This window comes from Pseudomonas sp. GT1P32 (genome assembly GCF_054897805.1).
In genome coordinates, this window is record NZ_CM142704.1 from 1,444,906 (window position 1) to 1,465,323 (window position 20,418).

The following is a 20,418-nucleotide window of genomic DNA, read 5'->3' on the forward strand; positions in this document are numbered from 1 at the left end:
TGACTGGCAATGCGTTTATCGCGGGTGACTTTCTCCATAGAGTCACTCTGATAAACGTCAGCGAGGCGCCACCGATGCAAACCCAACTGGACAAATCCCTGAGTGCTTTTGCGCGAGCAGACCTCCTGCAAGGCCCCACGCCCATTCAACGAGCCGAACGCCTCGAGCAGCTATTGGGCTTGGAGACGCGGGGAATTCGCCTGTTTCTCAAGCGCGACGATCACATGTTGCTGGGCGGTGGCGGCAACAAACTGCGCAAACTTGAATTCCATATCGGCGCAGCGCAGCAGGCAGGCATTGATACGGTCATTACCGTCGGCGGCGTGCAGTCCAACCATGCGCGCCTGACCGCCGCAGCCTGCGCACGTTTAGGCATCGCCTGCGAATTGATCCTGACCCGCTCGGTCCCCAAGGCTGATGTGGATTACGAACTCAACGGCAATGTGCTGCTCGACCAATTGTTTGGCGCGCAACTGCAAGTGCTCGCGGGAGGCACCGACTCGCTCGCCCGGGCCGAGGCTCGCGCGGCGCAACTTCGGGACGCGGGGCACAAGGTGCTGGTGATTCCCATGGGCGGTTCAACGCCCCTCGGCAGTCTCGGCTATGCGCGTTGCGCCGCAGAAATCACGCATCAGGAGACGGCACTCGGCCTGCTCTTCAATCAGGTCGTGGTGCCCAACGGCAGCGCCGGCACCCACGCCGGGCTCGCGGCCGGCTTCCAGTTGCTGGACCGAGGGGCCTCGATGGTCAAGTCTTATTCGGTGTTGTCGGATCGGGAATCGTCAGCGAACCGTACCCTGAAATTGACTCAGGACACCCTGGCTTTACTGGGCAGCACCGCCACCGTGCGGCCAGAAGAGATTGCGATCGACGGCAGTCAGTTGGGCGAGGGTTACGGCCTGCCGACCCAAGCCATGCAAGACGCCGTACGCCTGATGGCTCGTGCTGAAGGTCTGTTGATCGACCCGGTGTACTCCGGCAAGGCGTTTGCCGGCCTGGTGGCGGATCTCAAGCAAGAACGTTTTCGCGCCGGGGACAACGTGTTGTTTGTGATGACGGGCGGGACACCGGGGCTGTATGCGTACCGGGAGACGTTTCAGGGTTAGTCATGCCAGATTGACCGCGTCATCGTTCATCGCCAGCAAGCCGGCTCCTACAACACCCTTTGTAGGAGCCGGCTTGCCGGCGATGGCGTTCTGACAAACAACACACCTCCCCCTGACGCGCCAATCAATCATCCCGCGTCAAAACCTCCAGCAATTCAATCTCGAAAATCAGGTTCGAGTTCGGCGGAATCGCCCCCATCGTGCGCTCGCCATAGCCCAGATGCGCCGGCACCAGCAATTTGCGCTTGCCACCGACCTGCATCCCCATGATCCCCTGATCCCAGCCCTTGATCACGCGTCCGGTGCCGATCACGCACTGGAAAGGCTTGCCCCGGCTGTAGGAAGAATCGAACTCGCTACCGTCTTCCAGCCAGCCACGATACTGGGTGGTGATCAGCGCACCTTTGACGGCAATTTTTCCGTCGCCCGCTTCAAGTTCGATTATCTGCAGTTCATCATTCATCACGTTCACTCTATTGTGCACTCGCCCAATTGGACGTAACGTGCGCCGTTTTCCCAGAAACGTGCACGATTGGCAACCCGTACGATCTGTTTTCGCCATTAGCCGTGAACTAAGATATGCAGCACCTACCCTAGGGATCAAACCGCCATGATGGCAACCTCTGCATGATTTATGTCTGGACCGGCGCAGCCATTTGCGCGTTGCTGCTTGCCTTGATTATCGCGCTGATCTGTCGCGAACGTTCGCTGCGAAAGCAGCTCGACGAATATCGCGTGCTCATCACCCATCTGTCCGAACGACAAAACATCCATCAGGACGGCGACGCCGAACGCTTCAAACGCAGCCAGTATTTCGCCCGCATCGGCACCTGGGACTGGGATGTCGACACCGATCGGCTCTACTGGTCGGACGCGATTTACGGCATGTTCGGCTTCAAGATCGGCGAAGTGACGCCCTCCTACGCCTTGTTTTGCGCTTGCGTGCATCCCGACGACCGGGTCAGGGTGCGGGCCGGTGAGCTGCGTTGCCTGGAAACCGGCGAGAACCATGATGAGGAATACCGGGTCATCTGGTCCGACGGCACCATTCGCTGGCTACGCGAGACCGGCAATGTGGTGAAGAACGACCACGATGAAACGATCAAGATGATGGGCGTGGTCCGCGACATCACCGAGGAAAAAGCCTCCGCCAGTTACCTGCAGCACCTGGCCCATTTCGACCCGTTGACCGGCCTGCCCAACCGGCTGGTGCTCGAAGAGCGTTTGTCCGAGGCACTGGAACAGGCACGCGTCAGTGCCACGCGAGTGGCGCTGGTGTTCGTCGACCTCAACGGTTTCAAGGCGATCAACGACCATTACGGCCATGCCGCAGGCGACCGCGTACTTGTCACTACCGCCACACGCCTGAAGCGAATCCTGCGCTCAACCGACACCGTCGCCCGCATCGGTGGCGACGAGTTTGTGGTTATCCTCCAGGGCCTGCCAAAAGGCGGCTGTTTGCAAGACGAAGCCCGCAGCATCTGCCAGAAAATCTTCGTCGAACTCTCGCCACCCGTGACCATCGGCAATGACCTGCGCCACATCGGCACCAGCCTGGGCGTCGCGGTGTTCCCCGATCATGCGCCGAGCATGGACCGGTTGATTCATATTGCGGACCTGGCGATGTATGAGGCCAAGCGCAGCGGGAATAATCAGTATCGGTTGGGCACCGAGCCCCCGGTGCGGGTTCACAGCGAATAGGGTTTGACGCTCCACTGCCGACATGAAGCTACACGATCAACCTGACTTGGCCGAAAGCATTCAAGCCTTGGGTTTTCCGTTAACATCCTGCGCAAAATCTCCTTCCGTGAACAAGGACATCACACCATGAGCACTAACAGCATCGTCTTGCTGGTCATTTTGGCCGTTCTGGTTCTAGGCATTCTGTACGTCATCGGGCTCTTCAATAGCCTGGTCGCCCGCCGCAATGAAATAGCAAATGCCTTCGCGCAGCTTGAGGTGCAACTCAAGCGCCGTTATGACCTGATCCCCAATCTGGTAGCAACTGCCAAAGGTTATCTGACCCATGAGCGCGAGACGCTCGAGGCCGTCATCGCCGCGCGCAACAACGCACTGGCCGGGCTCAAGGCCGCCCAGGCTCAACCGGGCGACGCGCGAAATATGGCTCAACTGAGTCTGGCCGATGGTGTACTCAGCAGCGCCATGGGGCGACTGAATGTAACCCTGGAAGCCTACCCAGAACTCCAGGCTTTGCAGACCATGCAGCAACTCAGTGAAGAAATCAGCAGCACTGAAAACAAAGTGACTTTTGCGCGCCAAGTGTTCAACGATGCGGTGCTGACCTACAACAATCTCAAACAAAGCTTCCCCGCCGTGCTACTGGCCGCTCGCTTCGGCCATGCCGCCGATGCCACCCCGCTGGAATTCTCCGACACCGCGTCTATTCAACAAGCCCCTCAGGTCTCCTTCTAAAACGCTTTGCCCACGGATGATCCGATGAATTTTTTTGAGCAACAGCGCCAGGCCAGACACCGAACGGCGCTGCTCGTCCTGTTGATGATCCTGTCGGTGCTGAGCCTGATCACCATAACCTGCCTCGCATTCAGTCTTGAGCATGCGAATGACGGCAGCCGCAGATTGACCCTCAACTGGCAAGCCGTCGGGGTTGTGGCGCCGTTAATCATCGGCGTTGTTCTGCTGGGCAGTCTGGTCAAGTACGCAGAGCTCCGGGCCGGCGGCAAGGTCATCGCAGAAAAATTGGGCGGACGTCAGATCAATCACGGCGGGCGAACGCTCGAAGAGCAACGCCTGATCAACATCGTCGAGGAAATGGCGCTTGCCTCAGGCATCGCTGTGCCGACGGTCTATCTGTTACCGGATGAAGGCATCAACGCCTTCGCGGCCGGGTTCACCCCCGAAGATGCAGTGATCGGCGTGACGCAGGGTGCGATATCGCTGCTCACGCGAGAAGAGCTGCAAGGCGTGATTGCCCATGAGTTCAGCCATATCTACAACGGGGACATGCGTCTCAACATGCACATGCTGGCAATCATTAGCGGACTGTTGGTACTCGGACTGGCGGGCAGCCTGATATTGGTCAAAGCGAGTCAGAGCAACCACCGTGACCAACGACTAAAACTGGCGGGTGTACTGATCGGCATTTTTTTGTGTATAGCCGGATTCGCCGGGAGTTTTTTTGGCAGTCTGATCAAGGCTGCCGTCAGTCGGCAACGTGAATTTCTGGCCGATGCCACGGCGGTGCAGTACACCCGAAATCCGCAAAGCATTGCCGGCGCACTGAAAAAGATTGGCGGTCATACACAAGGTTCGCACATCAATGCCGCCAGGGCGGGTGAGTTCAGTCATCTGTATTTCAATACTGGCGTGTCGTCGGCAATGGATCGCTTGTTTGCAACCCATCCTGATTTGAGTGAGCGGATCTGGCGGATCGATGCGCAATGGGACGGCATTTTTCCTCACGTTGAAATCCCTCGTTCTCAACTAAAAAGGAACTGAATAAACATTGGGGGTTTCTGCTCATCGGCTTTGTTGCAAGTGAAATACGCAACAACGCGCCATCTATACAATCATTGCAGGCCTGGCTTGCGCCCGTCGTCTCAGCCCTTATCCTTGTACCCCCCGCCGTACCGAGTTCTGGAGTTTCGCCATGCCCCATGAAGGCAACCTGTTGCAAGCCGCTGTCGTGTTCCTGTTCGCGGCGGTGCTCACCGTTCCTTTAGCCAAGCGTCTGCAACTCGGGGCGGTGCTGGGTTATCTGTTTGCCGGGGTGATCATCGGGCCGTCGGTGCTGGGGCTGATCGGCAACCCGCAAAGCGTCAGTCATATTTCCGAACTCGGTGTGGTGTTGCTGCTGTTTATCATCGGCCTGGAGCTGTCGCCGCGACGCTTGTGGGTGATGCGCAAATCGGTGTTTGGCGTCGGTCTGGCGCAGGTGCTGCTGACCGGATCGGTGATTGGCGTGGTGGCGCTGTTCGTGTTTGGCCAGCCGTTGAACAGCGCGATTGTGCTGGGGCTGGGCCTGGCACTGTCCTCCACGGCCTTCGGCCTGCAAAGCCTGGCCGAACGCAAGGAATTGACCAGTCCCCATGGGCGCCTGGCATTCGCGATTCTGCTGTTCCAGGACATCGCAGCGATCCCGCTGATCGCCATGGTGCCGTTGCTGGCGGGCGGTGATCACACCACCACCGCGACCGAGGATTTGAACCACGGCTTGCGCGTTTTGGGCAGCATCGCCGTGGTGGTGATCGGCGGACGGTATCTGCTGCGACCGGTGTTCCGCGTGGTGGCCCGCACCGGTCTGCCGGAGGTTTCCACCGCCACTGCGTTGCTGGTGGTGATCGGCACGGCGTGGCTGATGGATCTGGTCGGCGTATCGATGGCACTGGGCGCGTTCCTCGCCGGTTTGCTGCTGGCGGATTCCGAATACCGCCACGAACTGGAAGCGCAGATCGAACCGTTCAAGGGCCTGCTGCTGGGGCTGTTTTTCATCAGCGTCGGCATGGGCGCAAATCTCAGCCTGCTGCTCAGCGCGCCAATCACGGTGCTGGGCCTGACCCTGTTGCTGATCGCCATCAAGCTGCCGCTGCTGTTTGTCGTGGGGCGGCTGGCTGGCGGTTTGGGCAAGGTCAGTGCGATTCGCCTCGGCATCGTACTGGCGGCGGGCGGTGAGTTTGCATTTGTGGTGTTCAAGATCGGTCGCGACCAGGGTTTGTTCGAACCGCGCCTGTACGATCTGCTGGTGCTGACCATCACCCTGTCCATGGCGGTGACGCCTTTGTTGTTGCTGATCTGCGCGCGACTGGTCAGCCCCAAGGTGCAGCCGGTGGTGGTGCCGGAGAAATTCCGCGAGATCGACACCGACGAGCCGCGTGTGGTGATTGCCGGCATGGGCCGGATGGGGCAGATCGTCGCCCGTATCCTGCGCGCGCAGAACATCAAGTTCGTCGCCCTCGACACCTCGGTGGAAACCATCGAACTGTCGCGCAGCTTTGGCGGCGTGCCGGTGTTCTACGGCGACCCGATGCGCCCGGAAATCCTCAGCGCGGCCAAGATCGAGCACGCGGAATACTTCATCATCGCCACCGACGACCCGGACACCAATATCAAGACCGCCGAGGTGGTGCACCGGCTGTATCCGCACATCAAGATCATCGCCCGCGCCCGTAACCGTCAGCATGTACACCGGTTGGTGGACCTGGGGGCCGAGGCGATTCGGGAAACCTATTATTCGAGCCTGGAAATGAGCCGGCGCACGCTGGTGGGATTGGGCCTTACCCAGGCGCAGGCAGATGCGCGGATCAAGCGTTTCCAGCATCACGACGAGCAAGTGCTGGAAGCGCAGCATGCGGTGTACGACGATGCGGCGAAGGTATTGCAGACCGCGCAGGAAGCCAGGGCGGAACTGGCGAAACTGTTTGAGTCGGATCAGCTGGAAGAGCAATCCGCGAAGAGTTGAGGTGAATGTGAGGGCCTCACCGCGATGAGGCCCTCAAACTCAGCGAGTAATCACCCGCCGATCCGCGTCAGAAACACCCGCGTCACCCGCCGCTCTTCAACCGCCATCACCGTCATGCGCCAGCCTTCCCACTCATGGCTGTCGCCAATCATCGGCAGACGATCCAGCAAGCTCATCACCAGACCCGCCAAGGTCTGATAGTCCTCGGTCGGCTCTGCGGCGAACCCGGTCCGCTGGCGAACCCGCATCAGGTTCAACGCACCATTGACCCTGAACCCGCCCGGCTCTTCCACCACGTCCGGCCCCTCGATTTCGCTGGCGTCGGGCAACTCGCCGGCAATCGATTCGAGAATGTCGGTCATGGTCAGCACGCCGACGAAGTCACCGAACTCATTGACCACAAAGGCGATGTGCGTCGAGGCTTTGCGCATCTGTTCCAGGGCATTGAGGATCGAATAACTGTCCAGCAAGTTGATGGTCTTGCGCGCCAGATGCTCAAGGTCCGGCTCGTTGCCGGCCAGGTATTCCTTGAGCAATTCCTTCTTGTGCACGAAGCCCAGCGGCTCATCCACCGCACCGTCGCGTATCAACGGCAGGCGCGAATAGGACGAATGCATCAGCCGTGTACGAATGGTTTCTGCGTCGTCGGACAGGTCGATGTGATCGACGTCGGCACGGACCGTCATTAACGTGCGAATCGGGCGCTCGGCCAGTTGCAGCACGCCGCTGATCATCACCCGCTCGCGACGGTCGAACAGCTCTTCGCTTGGCGCCTCGCCGTTGTCGAGCAAGTCGGCAATCTCTTCGCCGACCTCCTCCACCGCCAGTTTGCGACCACCCAGCAAACGCAAGACCGCGTGGGCCGTGCGCTCGCGCATCGGTCGCAGGCCCTGCATGGACTTTTTGCGGCGCGCCCGGGCGATCTGGTTGAACAGCTCGATCAGGATCGAAAAACCAATGGCCGCGTACAGGTAGCCCTTCGGAATATGGAAGCCCAGGCCTTCAGCAGTCAGCGCGAAACCGATCATCATCAGGAAGCCCAGGCAAAGCATGATCACCGTCGGGTGTGCGTTGACGAAACGGGTCAGCGGCTTGCTGGCGACAATCATCAAACCGATGGAGATGATCACCGCGATCATCATGACCGCCAGCTCATCGACCATGCCCACGGCGGTAATCACCGCGTCGAGGGAGAACACCGCATCGAGCACCACGATCTGCGCGACGATCGGCCAGAACAGCGCGTAAGCCGTGTTGGACGAGCGCTGGCCGACATGGCCTTCGAGTCGCTCGTGCAATTCCATCGTCGCTTTGAACAACAGGAACACACCACCGAACAACATGATCAGGTCACGGCCGGAGAAACTGTGCTCGAACACCTCGAACAGCGGCTGGGTCAGGGTCACCAGCCAGGAAATACTCGCCAGCAGGCCCAGGCGCATCAGCAAGGCCAGGGACAGACCGATGATTCGCGCACGGTCACGCTGCTCGGGCGGCAGTTTGTCCGCCAGGATCGCGATAAACACCAGGTTGTCGATACCGAGCACCAGCTCCAGCACGATCAACGTCAACAGGCCCAGCCACGCGGTGGGGTCAGCTATCCATTCCATAAAAACGTCTCGATCTCTTCAGTGAATTCAGAATGCCGGGCACGGCAAGGCGCGGCGCAGAGGCCGTGGAGCTGCAATGACAAGGGTGTTCGGAAGGCGAAAGACCGGGTGTTTCGCGTGTATCAGGCGCGCACGATGGCGCTGAGAGGAAGGATAACTGGGGGGCTCCGAGAGGGTGTTCATGCAAGTCCTGAAAGGAAAAAGGCCTTGGAGCGTACAGGTGAAAGCGACTTTTCCTACAGCCAGAAATCATTACAAAATCTGTAGAAGGTCAAAAGATCGCAGCCTTCGGCAGCTCCTACAGAACATCGTCGAACGACTGTAGGAGCTGCCGTAGGCTGCGATCTTTTAACGGTTTTTCACCCGTTCGATATACCGCACCACCGCCGCTGACTTCTCAAACCGCCGATAAACCAACGACAACCACGAGCTCACCTCACACCCTTTGATCGAGCGGTAAACCACACCGGGCAACCCGACGTGCCCGACCACCGACTCCGGCACCACCGCCACGCCCTGCCCCAGCGACACCAGCGCCAGCACCGCCACCAACCCGCCGGGTTGCGCCCCGAGTTTCGGCGCAAACCCGCCCTCGGCGGCGACTTGCAAGGTGCCGCTGATCTGCTCCGGCAGGATGAACGTCTCGCCCTGCAAATGCTCCGGGCCGAGCTCAGTCAAACGGCACAGCCACGACTCGCTCGACAGCGCCAGCACAAAACCTTCCGCGTCGAGGCGAATGGCTTCCAGCCCCTCGGGCAATGTCATGGGTGAACGCACATAACCGATATCGAACCGGCCTTCGAGGACCATCGCCGGCAAGCTCGCCATCGGGCTTTCGCGCACGTTGAGGCTGACGTCCGGGCATTCGCGACTGAACGCTTGCACCTGCTTTTGCAACAGTCCCGAGTACACCGCAGAAGCCACGTAACCCAGCTCGATATGACCGATATCCCCTCGCCCGGCGCGCTGGGCGTTACGCTGGGCGTACTCGAATTGCCGCACCGTCGCCTCGGCTTCGATCAGCAGTGCGGCGCCGGCTTCGGTCAGGCTGACTTCACGGGTCTGGCGCACGAACAGTCGTGTGCCGAGTTCGTTCTCCATGTCCTGGATCTGTCGAGTCAAGGTCGGCGGTGCGATACCGAGTTGTTCGGCAGCACGCGTGAAGTTGCCTTGCCGGGCAACGGCCAGAAAGTAGCGGAAATGCCGTATATCCATGGAAGCATTAGCTCAAAGGTAATGAAGTGCCGGTTTTCGGCTAACGAAGCGCGCAAGCGGTCGCGATAAGCTCATTTGGCAATCACAGTAGAGAGCCCACAGCATGTACGTCAAACCCCTTATCGCCGTTACTGCAAGCAGCCTTGCGCAAAAGGCAATCCGCTCATGAGCCGCGTCAATCCACGCCTCACATTGTTGACCGCCTCTGGCGTGTGTTCGTTGATCGTCCTCGATACCAACATCGTCGCCGTCACCCTGCCGACGATCGCCCGGGACCTGGGCGCAAATTTTGCCGATATCGAATGGGTGGTCAGCGCCTACATGCTCGCCTTCGCCGCCCTGTTGCTGCCGGCGGGCAGTATCGCCGACCGCTTCGGCCGGCAGAAAACCCTGCTCTGTGGCCTGGGCATTTTCATTCTGGCGTCCATCGGGTGCGGCGCTGCGCCCAACGCGTTGTTCCTCGACATCGCACGGGCGATCAAGGGGGTCGGCGCGGCGTTGTTGCTGACCTCAGCCCTGGCCTCTATCGGCCACACCTTTCACGATGAAGTGGAACGGGCCAAGGCCTGGGCGTTCTGGGGCGCGTGCATGGGCGTGGCGATGACAGCCGCGCCCACGGTCGGCGGCTTGATCACTGAATTCATTGGCTGGCGCTGGATCTTCTACCTCAATTTGCCGGTGGGCCTGTTCCTGATGGTCATGGTCTGGCGTGCGGTGCCGGAATCCCGCGACCCGCAATCCGCGCGCCTCGATCCGTGGGGCAGCCTGGCGTTCAGTGGCAGTTTGCTGTGCCTGATCTGGGGCCTGATCGAGGCCAACCGGATCGGCTGGAACAACCCGCTCACTTACGCCCGACTGATCGGCGGCGCGCTGTTACTGGGGTTGTTCGTCGTGATCGAGCGGATGCAGCGGCGGCCGATGGTCGACCTGCAATTGTTCAAACATCCGCGCTTCATTGGCGCGCTGCTGGGGATGTTTGCCTACGCCGGCTGCGCGCAGGTGATGATGACATTGCTGCCGTTTTATCTGCAAAACGGCCTGGGTTTCTCGGCCATCGCCTCAGGGCTGGGCATGTTGCCGTTTGCCCTGACCATGCTGATTTGCCCGCGTATCGGCGTGCGTCTGGCCAGTCGATTTGCCCCGGCTACGTTGATGGCGACCGGTTTGACCCTGGTCGGCGGCGGCAATCTGCTCAGTGCCTGGGCGGTCAGCAGCGGCGGTTACCTGCCTTTTGCCCTGGCGATTGCCGTCACCGGCGCGGGGGCCGGGCTGCTCAACGGCGACACGCAGAAAAACATCATGGCCTGCGTGCCCAGGGAACGCACCGGGATGGCCTCGGGCATGAGCACCACCATGCGTTTCAGTGCGATCGTGCTGGCCATCGGCGTGTACGGCGCGTTGCTGTCCAGCCATGCCGAACAGTTGTTGCGCGCAGATTTGTCGGCACAAGGCGCGCAATGGCTCGCCCAGACCCAGGGCATCGCGTCGCGGGTGGTGGCCGGTGACATGCCGGCAGCGCTGGGCCTGTTGCCGGAAGCCGCGCGCAGCGTGGTCGAACCGTTGGCTCGACAGGCGTTCGTCGGCGGCTTCAGTCTCTTGTTGTTGGTCGCCGGATTACTCGCATTGCTGGGGGCGTTGGTGGTGGGCACGCTGATGCGCAATCCGATTCCCGTACCATCGGCTGCCGCCATCAACGCGAATGCTTGAAGGACGCCAGCACCCGTTCGGCATTTGCATCGCAGCCCATGCCGTCGGGGCGGGCGTGGATATCGTCGAGCACCGCTAACAGCTTCGCCTTGCTCTGCGCCAGGTGTCGCTGCATTTCTTCGATCTGGTCGATTTTTCGCTGGAGACCCGCGACCAGTTCGTCGTGCTTGAATTCACCGGTCGCGGTGTCGGGCAACAACTGCTTCAGCTCTTCCAGGCTGAACCCGGCTTGCTGCGCGCACTGGATCAGATACAGCGTTTGTAAAACCTGCTCGGGGTAATGCCGGTAACCGTTCGCCCGGCGCTCCACTTTCTGGATCAGGCCCTGGGCCTCGTAAAACCGAATGCGCGACGCGTTCAACCCGCTTAGCTGCGCCAATTCACCAATCTTCATCCTGGCCTCGTTTGCCTGCTTGACATTAAAGTTAACTTTAAGCTTAGCCTCTGCTCTTCACTGATGAGGAGTCAAGCATGTCGCCCTTCCAAGCGTTGAATTTGCCCAACGGCCAGACGATCGGCAATCGCATTGCCAAAGCGGCGATGGAAGAAAACCTTGCCGACACCGGGCAAGCGCCGTCCGATGCACTGTTTCGCTTGTACCAGGCCTGGGCCGGGGGCGAAGCCGGGTTGTTGCTGACGGGCAATGTGATGATCGACCGCCGCGCCATGACCGGCCCCGGTGGCGTGGTGCTGGAAGATGATCGAGACATGGAACGCTTTCGCCAATGGGCAACGATTGGCCGCTCCGGTGGCGCGCAATTCTGGATGCAGCTCAATCATCCGGGGCGCCAGACCATGGCCAACCTCGGCCAGCAAGCGTGGGCGCCCTCGGCGGTGGCGCTGGATCTCGGTTCATTTTCCAAGATGTTTGCCGAACCCAAACCGATGTCCGAAGACGATATCGCCGAGGTAATCACACGCTTCGCCACCAGCGCTGCGCTCGCCGAAAAGGCCGGCTTCACCGGCGTGCAGATTCATGCGGCACACGGTTACCTGATCAGCCAGTTCCTGTCGCCATTGACCAATCGCCGCACCGACCGCTGGGGCGGATCCCTGGAGAATCGCGCACGCTTGTTGCTCGAAGTGATCAGCGCCGTCCGCCAGGCCGTATCACCGAAATTCTGCGTCTCGGTAAAACTCAACTCGGCGGACTTCCAGCGCGGTGGCTTCGACGCCGACGATGCCCGCCAAGTGATCCAGTGGCTCAACGATAAGCCGATCGATTTGCTTGAGTTGTCGGGCGGCAGCTACGAAGCACCGGCCATGCAGGGCGAAGCACGCGATGGCCGGACCCTGGCGCGGGAAGCGTACTTTCTGGAAATGGCCGGTGAATTGGCGAGCGTGGCGCGTATGCCGGTGATGGTGACCGGCGGGATTCGGCGTTTGGCGATCGTCGAACAGGTGCTCGACAGCGGCATCGCCATGGCCGGCATCGGCACGGCGTTGGCCCTCGAACCGCAGTTGGTCAAACACTGGCGCGAGGGCCGGAACAGCCATCCGCAACTGCCGCCGATCCACTGGAAACGCAAACCGTTGGCCGCGTTGGCGAGCATGGCTGTGGTGAAATTCCAGCTCCAGCGCCTGAGCCGTGGGCGCAAGCCCCGGCCTGAGGTGTCGGCGGTCTGGGCGCTGATCCTTGACCGTTTGTACATTGGCCGGCGTACGCGGCAGTACCGACAGGCGATGGGGAAGTAATCGGGAGCGGGCGTGGGGATGCGGTGTTTGAGTGGGTGCGGGCGCATTTGTTTCGCTGACCCGCGGGGACCGTGTCGCCCCCATCGCGGGCAAGCCCGCTCCCACAAGGTTTTCACAATACCTGTGGGAGCGGGCTTGCCCGCGATGGGGCCATTAAATTCACTGTTTTACCGTCCGGAGAATCGCAATCTCGACAGCTCCCGCAAATCCCCCGCCAGGTAGTAATCATCAGTCCAGCTATCATCCGCCTTCAACGGCTGCACCTGTTTGAGCGCAAGTTTCTTGGCGAAGTAGCGAAAGCGGTAATGCTCGTAGAACCGCAGCAACTCCAAACCATAACGATCAGCCAGATCGGTATCGCCGCGCACGATCAGGTAGTTCTCGTCGTTGCCGTTACTGGCCGCAGCGCTGAGGTTGTGGCTGCCGCTGATGATCGTCGGCGCATCGCTGGTGAAGTCGGTGACCACGGCTTTGGTGTGCACCAGCAAATTGCCCTTCTGGCCCTTCATGTTCTCTCGAAGCCAACCTTCCAACCCGGTGTTAAGCAGCGCAGTCGCGGCAAATTCGGCGCTGCGATCAGCGTGAAAACCGGTGATGCGACTGGCGGTGTTTTGCAGGCCGTAACGCAAAATGTCGTCGTGGGGCTGGCCGAGCAGCGCGTTGAGAATGTCGTCGGGCAAGGCGAACGCCGTGACAAACAGCACGTCCTTTTTCGCGGCGTTGATGATCTCGACAAACGCCCGCAAATCACCCTGCCCCGAACGCGGTGAAAACCCGGCGAACAGCGGTTGCTGCGGGTCCATCGGGTTGTGTTGCGTGATCCATTGCCGGGTGGCGCCGACGTCGTCCGGTGTCGCCCAGACTTGCTCGAAGGTCTGCAGATAGCTGGCGCTGATGCGCGCGTCGTCCAGCACATGCACCACGTTGGCCTGGCGATAAACGCCATTGGGCGTGAAATTGGTGCTGCCGCACAGCACCGCTTCAGGCTGAAGCTGCCCGGCGGCATCGACCCGGCTCAGCACCATGAATTTGTTGTGGAAGATGTTGTGAGTGACACGCCCGCGCTTGTTCGCCGCCGGGATTTTTTCCAGGCTGGCCTGGTTGATGACGGTGTCGTCATCGTCGGGTTGTGCGTGATACAGCACGCGAACCTCCACACCCCGTTCGAACGCCGCGTTGACGGCATCGACGATCACCTGCAACTCGTACTCGTAAATGGCAATGTCCAGTGCCCACTGACCATCCACCGCCCGTTCGATAAACCCCAGCAAGCGCCCGAGCAAACCGTTTTCCAGCCACTGGCGCGGCGCATCGGGCCAGGCCTCGATGGGCAGGTTCTTGTTGGCGCTGATCAACGCGTCGAGGTCGGGAAACTTGCGCTGGAATGCCTGGCTGGCGGCCACCGCGCGGTTGAAAATCACGCTCTGATTGTGCGGCAGGCCATTGTCGGACGTGACGGTCACTTCCAGATATTCGCCCAGTTGCGGTGCATCAGCGCTGCCATAGGCGAGGTGGATTCGGTAATGGATCGTCATCCCAGGATTGACCGCGTAATCGGCCCAGCGAAATTTCTGCAACGGCGCGAGGTCGCTCGGGGTGGCATGAAACTGCGGGAACGTATGAGCCTTGCCGGGGAACGTCAGGCTATTGAACAGGAACAACCAGGGCTTGCTGCCTTGCTGTTTTTCGATGGCAAAACCCAGCAGGCCTTTACGGCGGGATTCGGCCAGGTCCATGGCCAGCAGCACGCCGTTAGTGCCGGCGTAGGCTTTGACACGGAAATCGTCCTGACTGTTTGTGGCTAGAACACGCATGCTTCACTCCTGTGAATGGCTGCCTGGATAGCATAGGGCAGCGCTGCAGATTGATCGTGAGTATTCGTTACCGAGGTGATGCCTTCGCGGGCAAGCCTCGCTCCTACAGGTTACGCATTGTCCCTGTAGGAGCGAGGCTTGCCCGCGAAGAGGCCAGCACAGACACTGTAAAAATCAGCCTGAAACCAGCTCATCGATATGCCGATAATCCGTTTGCAGCTCCGTCGCCAACTGCCGCGCCCGCCCCAACCGGATCGGGCCACGCTCGATGTCGATCAGCAGCCCCGGACACGCCAGCTCCGGCAACCCCGACCACTCCTTCAACCGGCCATCGGTCACCAGCAACAACCGTTGCTGCTCCGCCGGAAAGCGTTTTTGCCGGACCGCGAGCCATCGCCCCGCTTCGCCCAATGCCGCCAGCAACGGCGTACCGCCGCCCGCGCCAAGGCCATCGAGCCAGTGGCGCAACCCGCTGGAAGCTTTCAACCCTTGCACTTGCCACTTCGGCGCATGGCCGCTGGCCGTCAGCAACGCCAGGTGCGCACGCTGGCGATAAGCGTCGTCGAACAACTGCGCCAACAGCCCCTTGGCGTCGCTCAAGGCCTGGTGGCGGCGCGTCGAGGCCGAGGCGTCGACGATCACCAGCCACAGTTCATGGGGCGAACGGGTGCGCAATTGAAACAGCACATCCTGGCGTTGGCGCGGGCGGCCGTTGAGCAAGGTGCCGGGCCAATTGATCGAGCCGCTGCGGGCGGCATGACGCTTACCCTGTTTGCCGTGGTCCAGCCGTCCGGCGCGGGGCCTGGCATTCGCCCCCGCGTCAGATCGAGGGCGAATGCCTAGGGCTTTTTTGGCCAGCTCGGCACTTCACGTCGAGCGCCGACCGGCAGCGCCTGCGCCGGCATTTCACCCCATTGGCCCTGGCCTTCGCTCGGGCTGGATTGTTGCGGGGCGGGTTGTCGGGCCTGTTGCGGCGCCGGTGGCGACTGTTCGCGACGACGATGGCGCAAGGCGAACTCGGCAACGGCATCGATATCTTCCTCGGCAATGGCGCTCGCCCCCCGCCAAGCCGCATGGGCACGGGCGGCACGCAGCCAGACCAGATCGGCGCGCAGGCCATCGACACCGGCGGCGAAACAGCGCTCGGTAATCTGTGCCAGCGCCTCATCGTCGAGGGGGATGCTCGCCAGTGTGCTGCGCGCTGTCTGGCAACGCTCACGCAATGACTGCTGCTGGCTTTCCCACTCGGCGCAGAAGCGTTGCGGATCGCTGTCGAAATCCAGCCGCCGACGGATAATCTGCCCACGCTGAGCGGGTTCGGTATGACCGCTGAGGGCGACGTTCAGGCCAAAGCGGTCGAGCAGTTGCGGACGCAACTCGCCCTCTTCCGGATTCATGGTGCCGATCAACACGAACTTTGCCGAATGCCGATGGGAAATGCCGTCACGCTCGATCAGGTTGGTGCCGCTGGCGGCGACGTCGAGTAGCAAGTCCACCAGGTGATCGGGCAGCAGATTGACTTCATCGACGTAGAGCACGCCGCCGTCAGCCTTGGCCAGTACGCCGGGAGAAAACTGCGCACGACCTTCGCTCAGGGCAGCGTCAAGGTCGAGGGTGCCGACCAGCCGTTCTTCAGTGGCACCCAGCGGCAAGGTGACGAACTGACCGCTGGCGAGCAGGTCCGCGAGGCCTCGGGCCAGGGTGGATTTGGCCATGCCACGCGGGCCTTCGATCAGCACACCGCCGATTTTCGGGTCGATGGCGGTGAGGTACAGGGCGAGTTTGAGATCGTCGGCGCCGACCACGGCGGATAAGGGGAAATGCGGGGTGTCGGTCATGTCGGGGTTTCTCAGTGTGGTCGGTGGTGTCTTTTCGTACGTCTTCGCGGGCAAGCCTCGCTCCTACAGATTTACGCCAATCTGTAGGAGCGAGGTTTGCCCGCGATCGAGGACGAAGTCCTCGCAGCGATTTCTGATCTAACTGTCTTCTTCTATGTCCAGCAGCAGGTTTTCCAGAGCCTCTTTATAAGCTCCGGGCTCCTGCCACATCCCCCGCTGCTGCGCTTCCAGCATGCGCTCGGTCATGTCGCGCAACGCATGAGGATTGTGCTCGCGCACAAAATCCCGGGTCGCCGGGTCCAGCAAATACGCATCGGCCAGCAACGCGTATTGGTGATCGTCGATCAACTGCGTCGTCGCGTCGAAGGCGAACAGGTTATCGACCGTCGCCGCCAGTTCAAACGCACCTTTGTAGCCGTGGCGCTTCACGCCGTCGATCCATTTCGGATTGGCCGCCCGCGAGCGGATCACCCGGTTCAGCTCTTCCTTCAACGTACGGACTTTCGGCAAGTCCGGCTGGCTGTGATCGCCATGGTAACTGGCCGCCGCTGCACCGCTGAGGCTTTCCACGGCCGCGAGCATACCGCCCTGGAACTGGTAATAGTCGTTGGAGTCGAGCAAATCATGCTCGCGGTTGTCCTGATTTTGCAGCACGGCCTGAACCTGGCTCAGGCGCTGGGCGAACTGCTCGCGGGCCGCCGTGCCTTCGTCGGCACCGCCGTAAGCGTAGCCGCCCCAGTTGAGGTAAACCTCGGCCAGGTCCTCGCGGCTCTGCCACAAACGACCATCGATTGCCCCTTGCACGCCAGCACCGTAAGTACCGGGTTTGGCGCCGAAGATGCGCCAACCGGCCTGTCGTTTGGCCGCTTCTTCATCAAGGCCCGATTGCAGCAACGCCTCGCGTTCGGCGCGGACCTTGGCCGCCAATGGATTGAGGTCGTCCGGTTCATCCAGCGCAGCGACTGCCCGCACCGCTGCATCGAACAGGCGAATAAGATTGGCAAAGGCATCACGGAAGAACCCGGACACGCGCAAGGTCACGTCCACGCGTGGGCGGTCGAGCAGGCTCAGCGGCAGAATTTCGAAGTCATCGACCCGCTGACTGCCCGTCGCCCAGACCGGGCGCACACCCATCAGCGCCATGGCTTGCGCGATGTCGTCGCCGCCGGTGCGCATGGTCGCGGTGCCCCAGACCGACAGGCCGAGCTGACGCAGGTGATCGCCGTGGTCCTGCAAGTGCCGCTCGAGAATCAGGTTCGCCGACTGGAAACCGATGCGCCACGCGGTGGTGGTCGGCAGGTTGCGCACGTCCACCGAATAGAAATTGCGTCCTGTCGGCAGCACGTCCAGACGCCCGCGACTCGGCGCGCCGCTGGGGCCTGCGGGGACGAAACGACCGCTGAGGGCGTCGAGCAGGCCGCGCATTTCCGCCGGGCCGCAGGCGTCGAGCCTTGGCGCAACCACTTCGCGCAGGTTGTCGAGGATGGCGCTCACATCAGACCAATCCGCCCCCTGTAGGAGCGAGCCTGCTCGCGAATGCGGTGTGTCAGGCAAATCAATGTCGACTGACATTCCGCTATCGCGAGCAGGCTCACTCCCACAGGGATCGGGGTTGGTATTCAAAATTTCGGAAATCAGTTGAGCGGCGAACAGTTCGAGGCGTTCGCGAGTATCGCCGGCTGTTCGCCAGGCTTCGTCACTGACAGATTGCAGGGCATCCGGTCGTGGCCCGATCCAAGGCTCGGCCAACGCGCAATCCAGCGGATCAAAGCCCAACCCAAACGCCTTGGCCAACGCCCGCAGCAGACTCGACTGCGCACCACGGCCATCGCCGCGTGGAATCCGCAACAAAGCCAACAAGGTGTCGATGCGCAGACGCCCGGTCGGCGATTCGCCAAAGATGTGCAAGCCATCGCGGATCTGCGACTCCTTCAGATCGCACAAATACGTGTCCAGACGCGGCAGCCAGATCGCTGCATCGGCGTCGCTGTCGAGCTTCTCGTCCAGTTGCAGTTCACGGTCGATGTGCGTGTCGCGCACCAATTGCAGAATGTCGCGCTGCAACTCACGGGCGCGGCGTGGGTCAAGCAATTGCGCTTCGTAATACTCGTCGGCGAGCAGTTCGAGGTTTCGTAGCGGGCCGTAGGTTTCGGCGCGGGTCAGCGGTGGCATCAGGTGATCGATGATCACCGCTTGCGTGCGGCGCTTGGCCTGGGCGCCCTCGCCCGGATCGTTGACGATGAACGGATAGATGTTCGGCAGTGGCCCGAGCAATGCGTCCGGCCAGCAATGCTCGGACAGTCCGACGCCTTTGCCCGGCAGCCATTCGAGGTTGCCATGCTTGCCGACGTGGATCACGCCGTGGGCGCCGTAGGTGTTGCGCAACCAGAAATAGAAGGCCAGATAACCATGAGGCGGCACCAGGTCCGGGTCGTGATAGACCGCGCTCGGGTCCACCTGATAACCGCGCGCCGGTTGAATGCCGACGAAGGTCAGGCCGAAACGCAGGCCGGCGATCATCATTCGCCCGTCACGGAACATCGGATCGTTTTGCGCGGTGCCCCAACGTTCCAGCACTGCCTGGCGATTAGCCTCGGGCAAGGCGTTGAACATCAGGTTGTAATCATCCAGCGCGAGGCTTTGCTGGCACGGGCGCTGATCGAGGGTGTCGAGGTCATTGCTGACGCCGCCGAGCAATTGCTGGATCAGTTCGGTGCCGCTGCCCGGCAGTTCGGCCGGCAGCGGGTAACCTTCTTGATGCAGCGCACGCAGAATATTCAGTGCAGCGGCGGGTGTGTCGAGGCCCACGCCGTTGCCGATGCGCCCGTCGCGGGTCGGGTAGTTGGCGAGGATCAGGGCGATGCGTTTCTCGCTGTTTGGCACCCGCGCCAGTTCGATCCAGCGCCGCGCCAGTTCGGCCACAAAGTCCATGCGTTCCGGTTGTGGTCGGTAGCACACCACGTCGGACTGACTGCGCTCGCTGCGCCACGCCAGGTCCTTGAAGCTGATCGGGCGACTGATGATCCGCCCGTCCAGCTCCGGCAGCGCGATGTGCATCGCCAGATCCCGCGGGCCGAGGCCTTGTTCGCTGGCACGCCAACCGGGTTCGTTGTCCTGGGCGCAGATGGCCTGGATCACCGGGATGTTGCGTCGAAACGGTCGCAAGTGCGGCGCTTCGGGGCTGGATTGGGCGAAACCGGTGGTGTTGAGAATCACCGAGGCTTCGACTTCATCCAGCCAGTCCTCGACCACCAAGAGGCAGCCGGGTTCTTTGAGACTGGCCACGGCAATCGGCAAGGGATTCAACCCCGCCGCTTGCAAACGCTGGCAGAAAACATCAATGAACGCGGTGTTCGCCGCCTGCAAATGCGAGCGGTAAAACAGCACCGCCGCCACCGGTTGATCGGCCTGCCAGTCGGCTTGCCAGTCTTTCAGTTCGACGGGGCTTTTTTGTGGGTGGTAAATCGCTGTGCGTGGCAGGGTTTGCGGTTCGGCCCACTTGTAGTCGCGCTCCAGCCAACGAGTGGCGAGGCAGCGAAACAGATCGAGCGCGTTGGCCATGCCGCCCTGACGCAAGTAATGCCAAAGCCGGTCGCGGTCTTCGGCAACCACCGTGCTCAGGTCGCTGAGTTCCGGGTCGGGGCGATCATCGCCGGGCACCAGAATCAGCTGCACGCCGCGCTGTGAGAGCTCGACCAACCGCTCGACGCCGTAGCGCCAATACGCAATGCCGCCGTGCAGCGAGATCAGAATCACCTTGGCGTGGCGCAGCACTTCGTCGACATACAAATCGACCGAGGCGTGGTTCTGCACCTGCATCGGGTTGGCCAGACGCACGCTCGGGTAATCGTCCGGCAACTGTTGCGCGGCTTCGGCGAGCAGCGCGAGGCTGGAATCGCCGCTGCACAGGATCACCAGCTCGGCAGGGGTTTGTCCAAGGTCGGCAATGTTGTCATCCGAGACGAAACCGCCGGGCTGGGTCCTGAGCAGGTGCAT

General features: G+C 61.3%; 15 protein-coding genes. 7 read left to right on the forward strand and 8 right to left on the reverse strand.

Features of this window, described 5'->3' with window-relative positions:
• Positions 1–74: 74 nt before the first annotated feature.
• Complete coding sequence (locus ACYZUC_RS06535) at positions 75–1,106, forward strand: D-cysteine desulfhydrase family protein (protein ID WP_461994458.1); 1,032 nt, start codon at positions 75–77, stop codon at positions 1,104–1,106.
• A 124-nt stretch (positions 1,107–1,230) separates the two neighbouring features.
• Here ACYZUC_RS06535 and ACYZUC_RS06540 read toward each other — a convergent pair whose 3' ends face one another.
• The gene (locus tag ACYZUC_RS06540; RefSeq protein ID WP_461994460.1) at positions 1,231–1,569 is read right to left on the reverse strand and encodes an FKBP-type peptidyl-prolyl cis-trans isomerase; all 339 of its coding nucleotides are present in this window, start codon (positions 1,567–1,569) and stop codon (positions 1,231–1,233) included.
• A gap of 164 nt (positions 1,570–1,733) precedes the next feature.
• Between ACYZUC_RS06540 and ACYZUC_RS06545 the strand changes: the two genes are divergently transcribed.
• The 4 genes from ACYZUC_RS06545 (at position 1,734) to ACYZUC_RS06560 (ending at position 6,543) form a co-directional block, all read left to right on the forward strand.
• The gene (locus ACYZUC_RS06545) at positions 1,734–2,807 is read left to right on the forward strand and encodes a diguanylate cyclase domain-containing protein (RefSeq protein ID WP_461994462.1); all 1,074 of its coding nucleotides are present in this window, start codon (positions 1,734–1,736) and stop codon (positions 2,805–2,807) included.
• Between the two features lie 126 nt (positions 2,808–2,933).
• A complete protein-coding gene (locus tag ACYZUC_RS06550) occupies positions 2,934–3,539 on the forward strand; it encodes a LemA family protein (protein ID WP_461994464.1) in 606 nt (201 codons plus the stop codon).
• A 24-nt stretch (positions 3,540–3,563) separates the two neighbouring features.
• Positions 3,564–4,583 carry a M48 family metallopeptidase gene (locus ACYZUC_RS06555; RefSeq protein WP_461994466.1) on the forward strand — a complete coding sequence of 340 codons (1,020 nt, stop codon included), beginning with the start codon at positions 3,564–3,566 and terminating at the stop codon, positions 4,581–4,583.
• A 151-nt stretch (positions 4,584–4,734) separates the two neighbouring features.
• Positions 4,735–6,543 carry a monovalent cation:proton antiporter-2 (CPA2) family protein gene (locus ACYZUC_RS06560; protein ID WP_461994468.1) on the forward strand — a complete coding sequence of 603 codons (1,809 nt, stop codon included), beginning with the start codon at positions 4,735–4,737 and terminating at the stop codon, positions 6,541–6,543.
• 50 nt (positions 6,544–6,593) lie between these two features.
• On the opposite strand, the gene ACYZUC_RS06565 is transcribed toward ACYZUC_RS06560, so the two are convergent.
• Positions 6,594–8,153 (reverse strand): TerC family protein, encoded by a 1,560-nt coding sequence (locus tag ACYZUC_RS06565; protein ID WP_461994470.1) that lies wholly within the window; start codon positions 8,151–8,153, stop codon positions 6,594–6,596.
• Positions 8,154–8,501: 348 nt separating this feature from the next.
• On the reverse strand, positions 8,502–9,368 hold the full coding sequence (locus tag ACYZUC_RS06570; RefSeq protein ID WP_461994472.1) for a LysR family transcriptional regulator: 867 nt from the start codon (positions 9,366–9,368) through the stop codon (positions 8,502–8,504).
• 165 nt (positions 9,369–9,533) lie between these two features.
• On the opposite strand from ACYZUC_RS06570, the gene ACYZUC_RS06575 reads away from it, so the two are divergent.
• Complete coding sequence (locus ACYZUC_RS06575) at positions 9,534–11,075, forward strand: MFS transporter (protein ID WP_461994473.1); 1,542 nt, start codon at positions 9,534–9,536, stop codon at positions 11,073–11,075.
• On the opposite strand, the gene ACYZUC_RS06580 is transcribed toward ACYZUC_RS06575, so the two are convergent.
• Complete coding sequence (locus tag ACYZUC_RS06580) at positions 11,059–11,469, reverse strand: MerR family transcriptional regulator (RefSeq protein ID WP_461994475.1); 411 nt, start codon at positions 11,467–11,469, stop codon at positions 11,059–11,061. The genes ACYZUC_RS06575 and ACYZUC_RS06580 overlap by 17 nt on opposite strands.
• A gap of 77 nt (positions 11,470–11,546) precedes the next feature.
• Here ACYZUC_RS06580 and ACYZUC_RS06585 point away from each other — a divergent pair, with 77 nt between their 5' ends.
• Entirely contained in the window at positions 11,547–12,770 is a 1,224-nt protein-coding gene (locus ACYZUC_RS06585) for an NADH:flavin oxidoreductase/NADH oxidase family protein (RefSeq protein WP_461994477.1), read from the forward strand.
• Between the two features lie 167 nt (positions 12,771–12,937).
• Here ACYZUC_RS06585 and ACYZUC_RS06590 read toward each other — a convergent pair whose 3' ends face one another.
• The 4 genes from ACYZUC_RS06590 to cobN all read right to left on the reverse strand — a co-directional run bounded on the left by ACYZUC_RS06590 (position 12,938) and on the right by cobN (position 20,418).
• Positions 12,938–14,584, reverse strand: a complete 1,647-nt coding sequence (locus ACYZUC_RS06590) for a phospholipase D-like domain-containing protein (RefSeq protein ID WP_461994479.1) — start codon at positions 14,582–14,584, stop codon at positions 12,938–12,940.
• A 174-nt stretch (positions 14,585–14,758) separates the two neighbouring features.
• Positions 14,759–15,370, reverse strand: a complete 612-nt coding sequence (locus ACYZUC_RS06595; protein WP_461996826.1) for a vWA domain-containing protein — start codon at positions 15,368–15,370, stop codon at positions 14,759–14,761.
• Positions 15,371–15,423: 53 nt separating this feature from the next.
• The gene (locus ACYZUC_RS06600; protein WP_192416587.1) at positions 15,424–16,422 is read right to left on the reverse strand and encodes an ATP-binding protein; all 999 of its coding nucleotides are present in this window, start codon (positions 16,420–16,422) and stop codon (positions 15,424–15,426) included.
• 138 nt (positions 16,423–16,560) lie between these two features.
• Complete coding sequence (gene cobN, locus ACYZUC_RS06605; protein WP_461994481.1) at positions 16,561–20,418, reverse strand: cobaltochelatase subunit CobN; 3,858 nt, start codon at positions 20,416–20,418, stop codon at positions 16,561–16,563.